The organism is Methylobacterium sp. EM32 (genome assembly GCF_040593685.1).
Classification (GTDB): domain Bacteria; phylum Pseudomonadota; class Alphaproteobacteria; order Rhizobiales; family Beijerinckiaceae; genus Methylobacterium.
This window is the reverse complement of the sequence record NZ_JBEXZS010000225.1, coordinates 1-15,746: the sequence shown is the minus strand read 5'-3', so window position 1 is coordinate 15,746 and position 15,746 is coordinate 1. Positions and strand designations below refer to the sequence as shown.

Annotated in this window: 13 protein-coding genes and 1 pseudogene; 11 read left to right on the top strand and 3 right to left on the bottom strand. The window is 69.5% G+C overall.

Features of this window, described 5'->3' with window-relative positions; genetic code table 11:
- Positions 1 to 246 precede the first annotated feature (246 nt).
- The 7 genes from ABZT49_RS28830 to ABZT49_RS28800 all read left to right on the top strand — a co-directional run bounded on the left by ABZT49_RS28830 (position 247) and on the right by ABZT49_RS28800 (position 12,014).
- Complete coding sequence (locus tag ABZT49_RS28830) at positions 247 to 1,821, top strand: ABC transporter substrate-binding protein (protein WP_355291258.1); 1,575 nt, start codon at positions 247 to 249, stop codon at positions 1,819 to 1,821.
- Between the two features lie 4 nt (positions 1,822 to 1,825).
- Positions 1,826 to 2,767, top strand: coding sequence for an ABC transporter permease (locus ABZT49_RS28825; RefSeq protein WP_355291255.1), 942 nt, complete (start codon positions 1,826 to 1,828; stop codon positions 2,765 to 2,767).
- Entirely contained in the window at positions 2,764 to 3,684 is a 921-nt protein-coding gene (locus ABZT49_RS28820) for an ABC transporter permease (protein WP_355291253.1), read from the top strand. The genes ABZT49_RS28825 and ABZT49_RS28820 overlap by 4 nt, the downstream gene beginning before the upstream one ends.
- Positions 3,681 to 5,336 carry an ABC transporter ATP-binding protein gene (locus ABZT49_RS28815; protein WP_355291251.1) on the top strand — a complete coding sequence of 552 codons (1,656 nt, stop codon included), beginning with the start codon at positions 3,681 to 3,683 and terminating at the stop codon, positions 5,334 to 5,336. The genes ABZT49_RS28820 and ABZT49_RS28815 overlap by 4 nt, the downstream gene beginning before the upstream one ends.
- Before the next feature lie 214 nt (positions 5,337 to 5,550).
- On the top strand, positions 5,551 to 7,029 hold the full coding sequence (locus tag ABZT49_RS28810) for an amidase (protein ID WP_355291249.1): 1,479 nt from the start codon (positions 5,551 to 5,553) through the stop codon (positions 7,027 to 7,029).
- Between the two features lie 833 nt (positions 7,030 to 7,862).
- On the top strand, positions 7,863 to 8,966 hold the full coding sequence (locus ABZT49_RS28805) for a UDP-3-O-acyl-N-acetylglucosamine deacetylase (RefSeq protein ID WP_355291248.1): 1,104 nt from the start codon (positions 7,863 to 7,865) through the stop codon (positions 8,964 to 8,966).
- A gap of 165 nt (positions 8,967 to 9,131) precedes the next feature.
- Positions 9,132 to 12,014: an EAL domain-containing protein gene (locus ABZT49_RS28800; protein ID WP_355291246.1), complete on the top strand. Its 2,883-nt coding sequence runs from the start codon at positions 9,132 to 9,134 to the stop codon at positions 12,012 to 12,014.
- Positions 12,015 to 12,276: 262 nt separating this feature from the next.
- On the opposite strand, the pseudogene ABZT49_RS28795 reads toward ABZT49_RS28800, so the two are convergent.
- Positions 12,277 to 12,546: pseudogene (locus ABZT49_RS28795) on the bottom strand (GNAT family N-acetyltransferase); the annotation flags it as partial.
- Positions 12,547 to 12,774: 228 nt separating this feature from the next.
- Positions 12,775 to 12,948, bottom strand: coding sequence for a DUF1328 domain-containing protein (locus ABZT49_RS28790; RefSeq protein WP_093564380.1), 174 nt, complete (start codon positions 12,946 to 12,948; stop codon positions 12,775 to 12,777).
- A 149-nt stretch (positions 12,949 to 13,097) separates the two neighbouring features.
- Between ABZT49_RS28790 and ABZT49_RS28785 the strand changes: the two genes are divergently transcribed.
- From ABZT49_RS28785 to ABZT49_RS28770, 4 genes are read left to right on the top strand one after another with little or no spacing between them, the layout of a single operon-like run.
- Positions 13,098 to 13,895, top strand: a complete 798-nt coding sequence (locus tag ABZT49_RS28785) for a heme ABC transporter permease (protein ID WP_407943593.1) — start codon at positions 13,098 to 13,100, stop codon at positions 13,893 to 13,895.
- A 5-nt stretch (positions 13,896 to 13,900) separates the two neighbouring features.
- A complete protein-coding gene (ccmD, locus tag ABZT49_RS28780) occupies positions 13,901 to 14,059 on the top strand; it encodes a heme exporter protein CcmD (RefSeq protein WP_355291244.1) in 159 nt (52 codons plus the stop codon).
- Positions 14,056 to 14,658, top strand: a complete 603-nt coding sequence (locus ABZT49_RS28775; protein WP_407943592.1) for a DsbE family thiol:disulfide interchange protein — start codon at positions 14,056 to 14,058, stop codon at positions 14,656 to 14,658. The genes ccmD and ABZT49_RS28775 overlap by 4 nt, the downstream gene beginning before the upstream one ends.
- 25 nt (positions 14,659 to 14,683) lie before the next feature.
- On the top strand, positions 14,684 to 14,971 hold the full coding sequence (locus tag ABZT49_RS28770; protein WP_355291242.1) for a hypothetical protein: 288 nt from the start codon (positions 14,684 to 14,686) through the stop codon (positions 14,969 to 14,971).
- 219 nt (positions 14,972 to 15,190) lie between these two features.
- Here the strand turns inward: ABZT49_RS28770 and ABZT49_RS28765 are convergent.
- On the bottom strand, positions 15,191 to 15,746 hold a 556-nt coding region (locus ABZT49_RS28765), incomplete at its 5' end, for a GyrI-like domain-containing protein (RefSeq protein ID WP_355291240.1).

Here is a 15,746-nt window from a genome sequence, read left to right as displayed (position 1 = left end):
CTCCCGCATCCTGCGACGGTTCGCAGCAGTTCGAACCATGGGCCGACCTGCTCATGGGACAACCTGCGCGGCTGCGCCTCTGTTGCCCCGACACTTGCGTCGAGCTTGCGTTTTCAAAACAAACCGCCGTTCCCGGCGTCGATCGGGAAGCTGGTCTGTCGATTGCATACCCGGTCGCCGCGGGCAGCCTCGCCCGCCCCCTGATGGCAGCGCCGCCTCCGGCGAGCCTTGCGAGGAGACAACTTGATGGCGTTTCGTCGGTCCGTTCTCGGCCTCGTCGCCGCAACCGCGGCCCTGCTCGCCCCCGGAATCGCGCCAGCGCAGACGCTCAAAGCGGTGATGCATTCGGACGTCAAGATCGTCGACCCGATCTGGACCACCGCGTACATCGTCCGCAACCACGGCTACATGATCTACGACACCCTGTTCGCGCTCGATGGGCAGGGCGAGGTCAAGCCGCAGATGGTCGACACCTATACGGTGTCGCCCGACAACCTGACCTACGCGTTCACCTTGCGCGACGGCCTCAAGTGGCATGACGGCAAGCCGGTGACGGCGGAGGATTGCGTCGCCTCGATCAAGCGCTGGGCGGCTCGCGACTCCCTCGGCCAGAAGCTGATGACCTTCGTCGAGGGCATGAGCGCCGACGACGCGAAGCGCTTCACCGTCAAGCTGAAGTCGCCGACCGGGCTCCTGCTGTTCGGCCTCGCCAAGCCGTCCTCGAACGTGCCGTTCATGATGCCGAAGCGGGTCGCCGAGACCGACCCGAACCAGCAGATCTCGGACTTCACCGGCTCCGGCCCCTTCGTGATGAAGACCGACGAGTGGAAGCCCGGCGACAAGATCGTCTATACCAAGTTCAAGGACTACAAGCCGCGCTCCGAACCCGCCTCGGGTCTCGCCGGCGGCAAGGTGGTCAAGATCGACCGGGTCGAGTGGCTGGCGATCTCCGACCAGCAGCAGGCGGTGAACGCGCTGCTCGCCGGCGAGATCGACCTGATCGAGCAGCCGGCCTACGACTTGATCCCGCTGCTCAAGGGCGATTCCGGTGTCAAGCTCGTCGACTACAATCCGCTCGGCCTGCAATACGCGATGCGGCCGAACCACCTGATCAAGCCCTTCGACAACCCGAAGGTGCGCCAGGCCCTGACCTACGCCCTCAACCAGACCGACTTCCTCCAGGCGGTGGTGGGCGACCCCGACTATTATAAGACCTGCAAGGCGCTGTTCGTCTGCGGCTCGCCGCTCGCCACCGAGAAGGGGATGGACGGGCTGCTCGAATCGAACTTCGCCAAGTCGAAGCAGCTCCTGAAGGAGGCGAATTACGACGGCACGCCGATCGTCCTCCTGCACTCGACCGACCTGCAGACCCTGACCAATCTCGGTCCCGTGGCCAAGCAACTGCTCGAGAAGGGCGGCTTCAAGGTCGATATGCAGTCGTCCGACTGGCAGACCGTGGTGGCGCGCCGGGTGCGCAAGGATCCGACCGACAAGGGCGGCTGGAACCTGATGAACACGTCCTGGGTCTCGGCCGACATCCTGAACCCGGTGATGGCGAGCTTCATGAACATGAGCTGCGAGAAGGCTCCGTTCGGCTGGCCCTGCGATTCCGAGATGGAGAAACTGCGCGACGACTTCGCCCGCGAGGTCGATCCCGCGAAGCAGAAGGCGATCGCCGAGGCCGTGCAGACCCGCTGGCGCGAGGTCGTGCCTTACGTCCATCTCGGCCAGTTCTACATCCCGATCGCCGCGCGCAAGACCATTTCCGGCATCCTGACCGCCGCGGCGCCGGTGTTCTGGAACGTCGAGAAGAAGAAATAATTCGATGCTCGGCTACGTGCTGCGGCGACTGCTTGCCGCCATCCCGGTGCTGGCGATCGTCGCGGTGCTGGTCTTCCTGATGCTGCGGCTCACGCCCGGCGACCCGGCGGCGGTGATCGCCGGGGACAACGCCTCGAGCGAGCAGATCGCGCAGGTGCGCCATCAGCTCGGCCTCGACCAGCCGCTGCCGGCGCAGTTCGCGATCTGGATCGGCAACTTGGCGAAGGGCAATCTCGGCGAGTCGTTCTTCTTCAAGAAGAGCATCGGCGAGCTGATTCTCGGGCGGATCGAGCCGACCCTGTCGCTCGCCGCCGCCACGATGCTGATCGCAGTCTGCATCGCCATTCCTCTGGGTGTCGTGGCGGCCTACCGCCACGGTTCCTGGCTCGACCGGATCGTGATGGGCGCCTCGGTCCTCGGCTTCTCGGTGCCCGTCTTCGTGATCGGCTACGGGCTGATCTACGTCTTCTCGATCACGCTGGGCTGGTTCCCGGTCCAGGGCTACCAGCCGCTCTCCGGGGGATTCGGCGGCTACCTGCACCGGCTGGTCCTGCCAGCGGTGACCTTGTCGGTCGTCTACATCGCGCTCATCGCCCGCATGACCCGGGCGAGCGTGCTGGAAGTGCTGAACGAGGATTACATCCGCACCGCCCGGGCCAAGGGCCAGGTCGAGCGCAAGATCCTCTTCCGCCACGCGCTCAAGAACGCCGCGGTGCCGATCGTCACCGTCGTCGGCATCGGCATCGCACTCCTGATCGGCGGCGTGGTGGTGACAGAGAGCGTCTTCGCGATCCCCGGCCTCGGCCGGCTCACCGTCGATGCGGTGCTCGCTCGCGACTACCCGACGATCCAGGCGCTGATCCTCATGTTCTCGGGCGTCTACGTCCTCATCAACCTCCTGATCGACCTGACCTACAGCCTGTTCGACCCGAGGATCCGTCATTGAGTGCCGAGCCGACCCTGCTGGCGCCTGCCGTCGCGGCCCTGCCGCCGCCCCGGACCCTGGCCGCCCGCCTCCTGCGCAACCCCGTCGTGGCCCTCGGCGCCGGCTTCCTGCTGCTGATGGCCTTGATCGGGGCGTTCGCGCCGTTCCTCGGCACCCTCGACCCCACGGCGATCAACCCGGCCACCCGCAATCGCCCGCCGGGCTTCGAGCGTACGATCCGGACCGACGACGGCAGCAGCACCTTCCGCCACCGGATGGGCACCGACAGTCTCGGGCGCGACGTCTACAGCCGCGTGCTCTACGGCGCCCGGGTCTCGCTGCTCATCGCCGTCTCGGTGGCTTTCATCTCGCTCGCCATCGGCCTCCTGCTCGGGCTGGTGGCCGGCTATATCCGCCCTCTCGACGGGCCGATCATGCGGCTGATGGATGGGCTGATGGCGATCCCCGGCATCCTGCTCGCCATCGCGGTCGTCTCGCTGTTCCGGGCCGGGCTGCCTGCGGTCATCGCGGCGATCGTGGTGCCGGAGATCCCCCGGGTGGTGCGGCTGGTGCGCTCGATCGTGCTCTCGGTGCGGGAAGAACCCTATGTCGAGGCCGCGATCATGGCCGGCACCCGGCTGCCGCTCTTGATGGCGCGCCACATCCTGCCCAACACCATCGCGCCGCTGATCGTCCAGGGCACCTTCATCGCCGCCTCGGCGATCCTGGTCGAGGCGGTGCTCTCCTTCCTCGGCATCGGCATCCCTCCGGAGACGCCGAGCTGGGGCAACATCATGGCGGAGGGCCGCAACCTGTTCCGCATCTACCCGCACAACATCCTGTATCCGGGGATCTTTCTGGGGCTGACGGTGCTCGCCGTGAACATGCTCGGCGACGGCCTGCGCGACACCCTCGATCCGAAGATGACCGGCCGATGAGCACACCTCCCGCTCCCGTCCTCGAGGTCGAGGACCTTGCCATCGCGCTGCCCGGCGGCGGCGACCGGCTCCGCGCCGTCGACGGCGTCTCCTTCACGGTCGCACCGGGCGAGATCGTCTGCGTCGTCGGCGAATCGGGCTCGGGCAAGTCGGTCACCGCCTTCTCGGTGATGGGGCTGCTGGCCCGGGTCCTGAAGCCCGTCGCCGGGGCGATCCGGCTGCTCGGCGAGGACGTGCTGACGGCGAGCCCGCAGCGCCTGCGGGCGTTGCGCGGCGACCGGATGGCGATGATCTTCCAGGAACCGATGACGGCGCTCAACCCAGTGCTCACCGTCGGCGACCAGATCGAGGAGGTGTTGCGCATCCACACCGACCTCGGCCCGAAGGAGCGCCGAACGAAAGTGCTGGCGATGCTGGGGGCGATGCACCTGCCCGATCCGGAGCGGATGCACGCCTCCTATCCGCACCAGCTCTCCGGCGGCCAGCGCCAGCGGGTGATGATCGCCGCCGCCCTGATCCTCGATCCCGCCCTCCTCATCGCCGATGAGCCGACGACGGCGCTCGACGTCACGACGCAGGCGCAGATCCTGCGGCTCATCCGCGAGATGCAGGAGCGGCGCGGCACCGGCGTCCTGTTCATCACCCACGATTTCGGCGTGGTGGCGGAGATCGCCGACCGGGTGGTGGTGATGCAGCGCGGCCGCATCGTCGAGCAGGGGCCGGCGGCGCAGGTGCTCGGCAACCCGCAACACTCCTACACGAAAATGCTGATCGCCGCGGTGCCGACGATGACGCCCGCCCGGCGGCCCCCGGTGACGGGAGCGCTGGCGCTGGAGACCGCCGGCCTCGCCAAGACCTATCGCAGCGGCGGCCTGTTCAAGAAAACCCGCGAGGTCCACGCCGCCGCCGACGTGGCGCTTCGCATCCATCGTGGCGAGACCGTCGGCATCGTCGGCGAATCGGGCTCGGGCAAGTCCACGGTCGCCCGCTGCATCGCCCGGCTGATCGCCCCGAGCGGCGGCCAGATCCTGGTCGGCGCCCGGGACATCGCCCGCCTGCCCGAGCGCCGCTTGAGGCCGTTGCGCCAGACGATCCAGGTGGTCTTTCAGGACCCGTTCCGCTCCCTCAACCCGCGCCGGACGGTCGGCACCTCGATCATCGAGGGGCCGGTGAATTTCGGCGCCACGCCGGAGGCGGCGACCGCCCGGGCCCGCGAGCTGATGGGCCTCGTCGGGCTCGACCCCGCGGCCCTCGCCCGCTACCCGCACCAGTTCTCCGGCGGCCAGCGCCAGCGCATCGCCCTCGCCCGGGCGCTCGCGATGGAGCCCAAGATCCTGATCGCCGACGAAGCGGTCTCGGCCCTCGACGTCTCGGTGCAGCGCCAGGTGCTGGCCCTCCTCGACGACGTGCAAAGGCGCTTCGACCTCGCGATCCTGTTCATCACCCACGATCTGCGGGTGGCGGCCCAGATCTGCGACCGGCTGATCGTGATGCAGCGCGGCCGGATCGTCGAGGAGGGCCCGACCGGGGAGGTCTTCGCCCGGCCGACAGCCGCCTATACCCGGGCGCTGATCGAGGCGGCGCCGGGGCGGGAGTTCGGGCGGGGGTGGAGCACGTTCAGGCGGCGGCGTCCGCCTGATGAAAGCCGATGAAGATCGAGCGCGGGATCCCCTCTCCCGTGTGGGAGAGGGGTAGGGGTGAGGGTGACACGCTTCCGGGTAAATCTCTGAGTGTCGTGCTGGCAGCGGAACGGTTCACGTCTTCTGCGGAGCCGTAGCACCCTCACCCCTAACCCCTCTCCCACACGGGAGAGGGGGACGCGCCTTATCTTGATACGATAACTGCAACGACAACAGGACCAATACAATGACCCTCGCCATGACGTGGGAGGAATGGGCCGAGCACGATGCCTGCGCGCTCGCCGCGCGGGTACGCGCCGGGGAGGTAACGGCGGCCGAGCTCGCCGCGCAGGCTGCCGCCGGCGTGGCGCTGACGAACCCGGCGACGAGCGCCGTGGTCGAGCTGTTCGACGATTGCGTCGCCGATCCCGCCCGGGACGGCACCAACCTCGACGGCGCCTTCGCGGGCGTGCCGTTCCTGATGAAGGATCTCGGGCCGACCCTCAAAGGGCGGCTGCAGGAGATGGGCTCGCTCCTGATGCGCGGTAACCGCGCGACGAGCGACAGCCATCTCACGGCCAAGATGCGCCAGGCCGGCCTCAACCTCGTCGGCCGCACCACGACGCCGGAATTCGGCGTGTGCAGCTCGGCGGAGAATCCGGCGGTCTACGTCACCCGCAACCCGTGGAACCTCGACTTCACCACCTGCGGCTCCTCGGCCGGCTCGGCCGCCGCGGTGGCGGCGGGCGTGGTGCCGATGGCGCACGCCACCGACGGCGGCGGCTCGATCCGCATTCCGGCCGGGGTGAACGGCAATCTCGGGCTGAAACCCTCCCGCGGCGTGTTCTCGATCGCGCCCTACGGCTCGGACCTCACCAGCGTCGTGTCGATCCAGGGCTGCCAGTCGCGGAGCGTGCGCGACACCGCGACCTTCGTCGACCTTTGCCGCGGCGGAGCGCCGGGCGAGTTCATGCCGTACTGGACGGCGCCGGAGCCCTACGAGACGCTGATCGAGCGCGATCCCGGCCGCTTGCGCATCGCGCTGTCGCACGAATGGGGCGATTACCGCGCCGTGCCCCAGCACGTCGCCGAGCTGGAGCGGATCGGGCGCTTCCTCGAGGGCCTCGGCCACCACGTCGAGTGGGCGCTGCCGGCGGTCGACATCCGGGCCGCCTTCGCGGCCCAGACCACCTGCTACATCACCAACTTCGCCCAGACCATCAACGGGCTGCTCACCGCCAAGGGCCTGGAGCGTCCGCCGGAGGACCTGATCGAGCCGATGAACATCCGGATCTGGGAGGCCGGGCGCCACGCGACCTATGCCGAGCGGACGGCGATGCAGGCGGTGTTCAACACCACCGCCCGGGGCTTCGGCGAGTTCTTCGAGGAGTGGGACATCATCCTGACGCCGATCACCGCGAAGCCGACGCCGCTTGTCGGCACGACCGAGTACCTGACGATCAGCGACAACCCGTCGGTCACCGACTGGTTCGAGAACCTGTGGCGCAACTTCGCCTACACGCCGCTCGCCAACCTGTGCGGCATCCCGGCCCTCTCGATGCCGCTGGCCTGGAACGAGCACGGCCTGCCGCTCGGCATCCAGGCCCAGGCGCGCCAGGGCCAGGACGGGCTGTTGCTCCAGCTCGCCGCGCAGGTGGAGCGGGCGATCGGGGGGCAATGGAACGACGGGCGGCGGCCGGGGGTGCACGTAACGGCGAAGGTGTGAGCAACGCCGCAAAGGCCCGCTCCTCGGACGGCTCTGTCACCCTCCCTCGTCATCCCGGGGCCGCGAATGGCGGAACCCGGGATCCATCAACGCTCGCGGTTTGGGATGACGCAGACAGCGTTCCGGCTCGTTCGATGCCCTCGGAGGTTGTGGACCCGGCTTCCCGCCGTCAGGGAGCCGCGGGATGACGCGGCGCCATCGGCCTGCCTTGGTTCGACGGACGATTCCTGCTCGAAAAATCCCTAGAGGGGATTGATCCGCGACGCGCGTCATCGCCGCGCTCGGCATCGGGACCAGCGCCGTCTCGCCGATCCCGACCGGGCGCGCGACCGCGACTTGCCTCCGCGACGGCGCTCGTGCCGGCCGCATCCCGGCCGGTGATCGCAGTCGCGGATTGCCGGATGCCGGCGGTGTGTCGCACGCCCGACCCGCCGACCCGCGGCTTCGTCGATCGGCAACCGATCCACTCCTCTGCGCTGATCCTTTCCGCAGAGGGGGAGGGTCCAGGAGGGTGCTATCGCGGGTCATTCCGTAACGCTCCGCGCAATGTCGACAATCGAACCAATGACGTCTCGCGCGCGGCAAGGCCTCTTGCCCGCTATCCCCGCCGCCCGAACTAGGCCGAACGGTCGAGTGTCGGCTCCCCGCCAGTCTCCGTAGAACCGACCGGCAATCGAGCGCGCGAGCGCCCGATAGCAGGTCCTGCGCGGCGCAAGTCCCGGGGTTGAGGAGATTGGCAGTAACGCCCTCCCGCCCACGGAACAACCGCGTCAGCTCCTGGGGAAAAGCACACGACGGCCGGGGGCGGCCGGCGGAACGGTCGGGTGCGAGACATGGGATTCGAGGGCGTCGCGTGGCGCGAGGCGACGCTGGGCCGGAGCGTGTCGGTGCGCGGGCCCGGGCTGCATACCGGCCGGGCCGCCCGCGTCACCCTGGCGCCGGCGCCCGCCGGCCACGGCATCCGCTTCGCGGTGCGTTGCGCCGGTACCTCGGCCGAGGTGCCGGCCGGTACGGCGGACTGGGTCGCGAGCCGGATGAGCACCGCCCTCGCCATCGGTGACGGGCGCAAGCTGCGCACCATCGAGCACCTGATGGCGGGCCTCGCGGCCTCCCACATCGACAATGCGGCGGTCACCGTCGAGGGGACCGAGATCCCGATCCTCGACGGCTCGGCCGCGCGCTGGTGCGCGCTGATCGATGCCGCCGGGCGGGTGCCGCAGGCGCGGCCGCGCCAGGTCCTGCGCATCCGCTCCGCCTTCCAGGTCGACGGAATGCATGGCTTCCTGCGCGCCGAACCGGCCGAAGCCTTCGAGGTCGATGTCAGCACCGACCGGCTGCCTGGCTTCGGCGTGCTGCGCTGGTCGGGTCCGATCGATCCGGGCACGTTCCGGGCCGAGATCGCCCCGAGCCGCAGCTTCGGCAACGCCTCTCTGATCTGGCGCACCCTGCTCAAGACCCGCCTCGCCCGCACGCTCCTGCCGGCGCCGATCCGGGACCGGCTCTGGGCCCGCTCGTTCGAGTCCCAGACCGTGCGGGCCGACAGCGTCGCGCCGACGGTCGCCCGGCCGGAATGCCGGCACCCGATCTGTCCCGAGACGCAAGGACGGATGCACCCGCGCGACCGCGAGCCGCTGCTGCGCGGCGCCCGCCCCGGGCGGGTCGCGATCCTGCTCGGCGGCCGGGTGCTCGGCGGCGCGCGCTTCCCCGACGAGCCGGTGCGGCACAAGATCCTCGACCTCGTCGGCGATCTGGCTCTCGCCGGCCGGCCGATCCTCGGGCGCATCGTGGCGAATTGCCCGACCCACGCCCTGACCTTCGCGTTCCTCACCGAGTTGGTGCGCCATCCGGAATGCTGGGAGGTGGTGACGCTGGCCGACCCCGGCGTGCCCGATCGTCCGGCGATCTGCACCGATGGCGGAGGGATCGGCACAACTTGATTTGGCCGCAAAGCGGAGCGATCGAAGCCTGATGACGGTCGCGCATGTCGGCGACAGGGGAGATCCGGGGCCTCCGCCTTGCTCGGAAGCTTGGGCGTCAGTACGGTCCGGCACCTCCCCGAGCCGCCCCGTGGCCGTCCCTGTCCGGTCGGAAGACGCCGAAGCTTGCGCACGCTCTCACTCGTCCTCGCCTGCCTCGCGGCCCTTGCCGGGCTGCTCCTCGCCGCGCCGGAGGCCCGCGCGGTCGAGGCCGTGCGCGTCACCCTCGATTCGCAGGCCATCGATCTCACCCCGGCGATCGAGCGCTACCGCTCCGACGGCGACCTGATCCAGATCTCCACGGCGCCCGGCAAGGACGGCATCGTGCGCCGCATCGCCGTGAAGGCGCGCGAGACCGGGGCGCGGCCAGACTGGATGGTGTTCGCCCTCACCAACGACACCGACGAGCAGATCGACCGCCTGCTGGTCGCCCCGCATTTCCGCCTCGTCGGCTCCGGCGTGGTCTGGCCCGATCTCGGCGGCTCGCGCATCGCCGCAATCACGGCGAGCCAGGGCATCCGCCCCGAGCGCGACGAGAGCCCGGACGCCGACCAGTTCGTCATCACGCTGGATCCCGGCACCACCGTCACCTTCGTGGCGGAGCTGCGCACTCCCAACGTGCCGCAGGTCTACCTCTGGGACCAGGACGCCTACCGCAAGAAGGCGACCGGCCTCACCCTGTACAAGGGCATCATCATCGGCATCGCCGGGCTGCTGGCGCTGTTCCTGACCATCGTGTTCGTGGTCAAGGGCGCCATCATCTTCCCGGCCGCGGCGGCCCTCGCCTGGGCGGTGCTGGCCTATGCGTGCATCGATTTCGGGTTCTTCCAGCGCATCTTCCCGGTCACCGAGGCGGCCGAGCGGATCTACCGGGCGTCGGCGGAAGCGGTGCTGGGTGCCACGCTGCTGGTGTTCCTGTTCGCCTATCTCAACCTCGCCCGCTGGCACGTGCGCTACAGCCACGTCGCGCTGATCTGGCTCCTGTTCCTCGCCGGCCTCGTGGGCCTGGCCGTCATCGACCCTCCGGTGGCGGCGGGCGTGGCGCGGATCTCCGTCGCCACGGTGGCGGGCGTCGGGTTGCTGCTGGTGGTCTACCTGGCGATCCACAACGGCTACGACCGGGCGATCCTGCTGATCCCGACCTGGCTCCTCCTGCTCGCCTGGGTGGTGGCGGCGGGCTTCGCCATCACCGGCCAGCTCCACAACGACCTCGTCCAGCCGGCGCTGATCGGCGGCTTGGTGCTGATCGTGATGCTGATCGGCTTCACGGTGCTCCAGCACGCCTTCGCGGGCGGTGGCCTCGGGAACAGCCTCGTCTCCGACACCGAGCGCCGGGCGCTGGCGCTGACCGGCGCCGGCGACGTGGTGTTCGACTGGGACGTGCCGGGGGACCGGGTCTTCGCCGGGCCCGAGATCGAGGGGCAGCTCGGCCTCAAGCGCGGAGCGCTCGAGGGGCCGCAGGCGAACTGGCTCTCCCTCCTCCACCCCTTCGACGTCGAGCGCTACTCGGCCGCCCTCGACACGGTGATCGAGGAGCGCCGCGGCCGGATCTCCCAGGATTTCCGCCTGCGCTCGGCCGCCGGGCCGTATTACTGGTTCCGCCTCAAGGCGCGGCCGGTGATCGGCACCGATGGCGAGGTGGTGCGCATCGTCGGCACCATCGCGGACGTCACCGAGGCGAAGATCGCCGAGGAGCGGCTGCTGCACGACGCCGTCCACGACAACCTCACCGGGCTGCCGAACCGGGAATTGTTCAGCGACCGGCTCGATGCGGCACTGGCGCTGGCGAGCCAGGACCCGCGCCTCAAACCCACCCTGTTCGTGATCGACATCGACCGGTTCAAGCAGGTCAACGACGCGATCGGGCTCTCGGCCGGCGATTCGATCCTGCTGACGCTGTCGCGCCGCCTCAACCGGCTGCTGCGGCCGCAGGACACCCTGGCGCGGGTCGCCGGCGACGAGTTCGCCATCATCCTGCTCTCCGAGCGCGACCCCGACCGGATCATCGCCTTCGCCGACAGCATCCGCCGGGCGATCACCACGCCGATCACCTATGCCGACCGCGAGATTTTTTTGACGCCCTCGATCGGCGTCGCCCTGCATGAGGCGGGGGCGGTGGTGAAGCGCGACGACGTGGTGAAGAACGCCGAGCTCGCAATGATCAACGGCAAGCGCCAGGGCGGCGACCGGATCGAGGTCTATCGCCCGACCATGCGGTCCGACCGCGGCGAGCGGATGATGCTGGAGAGCGACCTGCGCCGGGCGCTGGAGCGCAACGAGATCAAGGTGCTCTTCCAGCCGATCGTGCGCCTGGAGGACCGCACGGTGGCGGGTTTCGAGACCGTTCTGCGCTGGGACCACCCGCGGCTGGGCCGCGTCGCCCCGCAGGTTTTCCTGCCGATCGCGGAGGAATCCGGGCTCATCGTCAACCTCGGCGTCTTCGCGCTCGAGCGCACCGCCGCGGAACTCGCCGCCTGGCAGCAGGCCTTGGTGGTCGAGCCGCCGATCTTCGCCTCCGTCAACCTGTCCTCGCGCCAGCTCCTGCGCCACGATCTGCTGCACGACGTGAAGACCGTGCTCGCCCGCACCGGCGTCGTCCCCGGCTCGCTCAAGCTGGAGCTGACCGAGGCCCTGGTGATGGAGAACCCGGAATACGCCGCCCAGATGCTGGCCCGCATCCACGAGCTCGGCGCGGGACTCTGCCTCGACGATTTCGGCACCGGCTACTCGGCGCTGACCTACATGCAGCGCTTCCCCTTCGACACGATCAAGATCGACCATTCCTTCGTGCGCCAGATGGCGAACGGGCGCTCCGGCATCCTGCGCTCGATCGTCCGGATGGCGCAGGAGCTGGGGCTCGAGATCATCGCCGAGGGCGCCGAGTCGGAAGCCGACGCCCTGGCGCTCGCCGAGATCGGCTGCGACTACGCGCAAGGCTTCGCCTTCGGCGAGCCGATGTCGGTCCTGCAGGCGCGGCAGCTGGTGGGGGCGGCGCCGGAGGCGGCGTGAGAGCCGACTGATTGCCCCCTGATTTCACTTGCACAGGGTCATTCCGGGGCCGCGCAGCGGAGCCCGGAATCCAGACACTCAGGTCATGCAGAACGAAGCTGAACGGTCTTCGCATCAACTTGAACCATCCGCGTTTCTGGATTCCGGGCTCCGCTGCGCGGCCCCGGAATGACCCGAAGGGTGATGATGACGTCGCGTGAACCAGCTACGCTCGCGCGTTGCTGGGTCCAGTTTCGGGACGGCCAGAAAAACCTACCGGCCCTCAAGACAACCGCTTCTCCATGACGATCGTCCGCTCCTCGCCGTGCAGGTTCTCCCGCACGGCCCGATAGCCGAGGCGGTCGTAGAAGCCCACGGCAGTCAACGACGATTGCAGGGTCAGCCTGGCGACGTCCGCCTCCTCGGCCGCCCGCTCGACAGCCGCCATCAGCGCCCGGCCGATGCCGCGCTCTTGCGCGTCGGGGGCGACGAAGACGGCGCGCACGACATGGCCGTCGCGGCTCGCCGTGCCGACGAGGCGCCCCCCTCCATCGCGACGAAGACCTGGCGTGCCGCGATCTGCGCGGTGATTCCATCCGGGGTGAAGCTCCGGGCGACCCGTGCGATGGTCTCCGGGCCGTACTCGCGCGCATTGCTACCGTGCAACGCCGAGAGGACGACGCGGCTGATCTCCGCCGCGTCGTCCCGCAAAGCCGGGCGTATCGTGAAGGCCATCGCCTACCCTCCCCCGGCGCCGCGCACCGGGGGCGCCGCGACCGGCCTAGAACACCGCCTGCCCCATCAGCACCGCCGCGATCACGATCACCACGGCGATCACCAGGAACAGCCCGAACAGCAGCCGCGCGATGCCGCGAGCGCCGGACGCCACGTTGGTGAAGCCGAGCGCGCCGGCCACCAGCGAGATCACGAAGAAGATGATCGCCCATTTCAACATGGCGGGAGCACTCCGGTCCGAGAAAAAGTCGCTGCGATAACCGTCACCGCCACGCTTCGTTCCGGTCCGTCCACCGCTCCCTGCCCGACCCGGCTGCGCCGTTCGTCCGCATTGCTGAAGGGCGCCTCCACGCGCTACACCCAGGCCCGATGTCGATGGATGCCAAGGCGATGGGTCCCAAGGCGATGGGTCGTCTCACGCGGCTGGCGCAGCCCGGCCACTTCATGCGCTGGTCCGGGTCCCTCCTGCCCTGGGTGGCGGGCCTCGCGGTTCTGCTGCTGGCGGTCGGCCAGTACATGACCTGGTTCGTGGCCCCGCCCGACTACCAGCAGGGCGAGACGGTGCGGATCATGTACATCCACGTGCCGGCGGCCTGGATGGCGGTGTTCTTCTACGGCGCCATGGCGGTCTCGGCGCTCGGCACCCTGATCTGGCGCCATCCGCTGGCCGACGTGGCGCAGCGCGCCGCCGCCCCCATCGGCGCCGCCTTCACGCTGATCTGCCTCGTCACCGGCTCGCTCTGGGGCAAGCCGATGTGGGGCACCTACTGGGTCTGGGACGCGCGCCTGACCTCGATGCTGGTGCTGTTCCTGATCTATTGCGGGCTGCTCGCCCTGTGGCGGACGATCGAGGACCCGAACCGGGCCGCCCGGGCGGTGGCGATCCTGACCCTCGTCGGCGCCGTCAACCTGCCGATCATCAAGTTCTCGGTGAACTGGTGGTCGACCCTGCACCAGCCGGCCTCGATCCTGCGGATGGGCGGGCCGACCATCTACCCGACCATGCTCTATCCCCTACTGGTGATGATCGCCGCCGCCTCCGTGCTCGGCATCGCCCTGCACCTCCAGGCGATGCGCACCGAGATCCTGCGCCGGCGCGTCCGCACCCTCACGATCCTCGAGGCCGAGCGGCTCGACGCCGCGCTCCTCGCCCCGCAGGCGGCCTGACCCGCATGGATCTCGGACCTCACGCCGCCTTCATCCTCGGCGCCTACGGCTTCACCGCCCTGGTGATCCTCGGCCTCGTCGCCCACGCGATCCTCGACCGGCGGGCGCAGGAGCGGGCGCTTGCCCGGCTGGCTCAAGAGCCGGCACCGCGGGGCCGCCGGTGAGCGACGCCCCCGTGCACCCGGTCGAGGAGACCGAGGAGGCGCCGCGCCGCGGCCGGCTGCTGTTCCTCCTGCCGCTCCTGGCCTTCGCGGCACTGGCCGGGATCTTCCTCGGCAAGCTCCTCACCACCGGCTACGACCCCTCGGCCATCCCCTCGGCCCTGATCGGCCGCCCGGTGCCGGATTTCGTCCTGCCGCCGGTCCCCGGCCTGACCCGGCAGGACGGCGCCGCGGTGCCGGGCCTGTCCGCCACCGACCTCAAGGGCAAGGTGACGGTGCTGAACGTCTGGGCCTCGTGGTGCGCGCCCTGCCAGGTCGAGCATCCGATGCTGGTGCGGCTGTCCCGCGACGGGGTGAACCTCGTGGGCATCGACTACAAGGACCAGCCCGAGAACGGACGCCGCTTCCTCGGCCGCCACGGCAATCCGTTCCGGGCGGTGGGCGCCGACGAGGCCGGCCGGGTCGGCATCGATCTCGGGGTCTACGGCGTGCCGGAGACCTTCGTGATCGGGCCGGACGGGCGCATCCGCGAAAAGCTCGTCGGGATCCTGACGCCGGAGAACTACGACGCGTTCCTGGCCCGGGTGCGGGCGATGCAGTAGGGGACGAGGCTCGGAGTGGACATCGATGCTGTTGTTCGTGTTTGTGGCGATTGCCGGAGGTTTTCTCACCGGTTCGGCTATGGTCTCCTTCGGCTGGGCGGCCGCCGTTCTCAGTGCTCCGCTGGGTGGCAGCCTCTGCGCAGGGGTGGCGGCCCTTGTCATCATGCGCCTGCGCGGACCTGCCGACCAAGCCGAGGACGATACCGACGCCCAGACAAATGTCATGGTGGCCGAATTGCGAGGCATCCTCTCTCAGGCTCGGTGTGAAGAGCCTGAATTGCCGGAAGCCGAGCGGGTCGCGAGACGCGCGTAAGGGCTGTGATTGCCACCGCGGGAGCGGGGAGCGGGCACAAAACCAGCTCCCAGGCTCCGTCGCGCCTGCAATGCGTCGCACGATCGTGACAAGCCGCTTTTCAGTTGTCGTCGGGAGACTTCAGCTGCCGACGCATCGCGGAGTTTTGCAACTGGATCCCGGGTCTTTCTCCGCGTCGTTGCGGTCGTCCGGAATAGGGGTGCGGCGATTGCCTCACTCCTATTTCGGCAGCGCGTAGATATTCACTTCCAGCGCATCGTCCGACGCCCCCCCGAGCGGGGTCAGGTACTCCTCCACGAAGGCGTCCTGGACAAGGATGCCCTTGGCGTCGAGATAGGCCGTCACCGTCTCGTAGGTCTGGTCGATGCCCTCGTAGGAGCCCTTGTGGGTGAAGCGCAGGGCCTTGCCGCTCGGCGTCGCGCCGAAGCGCAGGTCGTCCGGTAGGCCGGCCGGGCGCGGGTTCGGGACGGCCTCGACCGGCACCATCACCTCGAACTGGAAGCCGTCGTCGTCGGTGCGGGTGAAGACCGAGATCGGCTTGCCGTTGGCCTTGATGCCGGCCTGGGCGAGCGCCGCCTCGACCTTGGCGATGGCGTCCTTGAGGCTCGGCAGCGCCTGGTCCCACTTGGCGTTGCCGGAGAGGATCGCGGCGGGCTTGGCCGGCAGCGTCACCTCGTCGACGTCGGACGGGTCGCCCGGATTGGCGACCAGCGGCGGGCGCCCGGCGGCCGGGGGCACCGGAGTCGCGGGGGGCAGCGCCTTCTCGGGCGCGGGC

Excerpts from the sequence above, each read along its gene's own strand:
- ABZT49_RS28830 (WP_355291258.1), top strand. The coding sequence starts at position 247 with ATGGCGTTTCGTCGGTCCGTTCTCGGCCTCGTCGCCGCAACCGCGGCC.
- ABZT49_RS28825 (WP_355291255.1), top strand. The coding sequence starts at position 1,826 with ATGCTCGGCTACGTGCTGCGGCGACTGCTTGCCGCCATCCCGGTGCTG.
- ABZT49_RS28815 (WP_355291251.1), top strand. The coding sequence starts at position 3,681 with ATGAGCACACCTCCCGCTCCCGTCCTCGAGGTCGAGGACCTTGCCATC.
- ABZT49_RS28810 (WP_355291249.1), top strand. The coding sequence starts at position 5,551 with ATGACCCTCGCCATGACGTGGGAGGAATGGGCCGAGCACGATGCCTGC.
- ABZT49_RS28805 (WP_355291248.1), top strand. The coding sequence starts at position 7,863 with ATGGGATTCGAGGGCGTCGCGTGGCGCGAGGCGACGCTGGGCCGGAGC.
- ABZT49_RS28790 (WP_093564380.1), bottom strand. The coding sequence starts at position 12,948 with ATGTTGAAATGGGCGATCATCTTCTTCGTGATCTCGCTGGTGGCCGGC.
- ABZT49_RS28785 (WP_407943593.1), top strand. The coding sequence starts at position 13,098 with ATGTCGATGGATGCCAAGGCGATGGGTCCCAAGGCGATGGGTCGTCTC.
- ccmD (WP_355291244.1), top strand. The coding sequence starts at position 13,901 with ATGGATCTCGGACCTCACGCCGCCTTCATCCTCGGCGCCTACGGCTTC.
- ABZT49_RS28770 (WP_355291242.1), top strand. The coding sequence starts at position 14,684 with ATGCTGTTGTTCGTGTTTGTGGCGATTGCCGGAGGTTTTCTCACCGGT.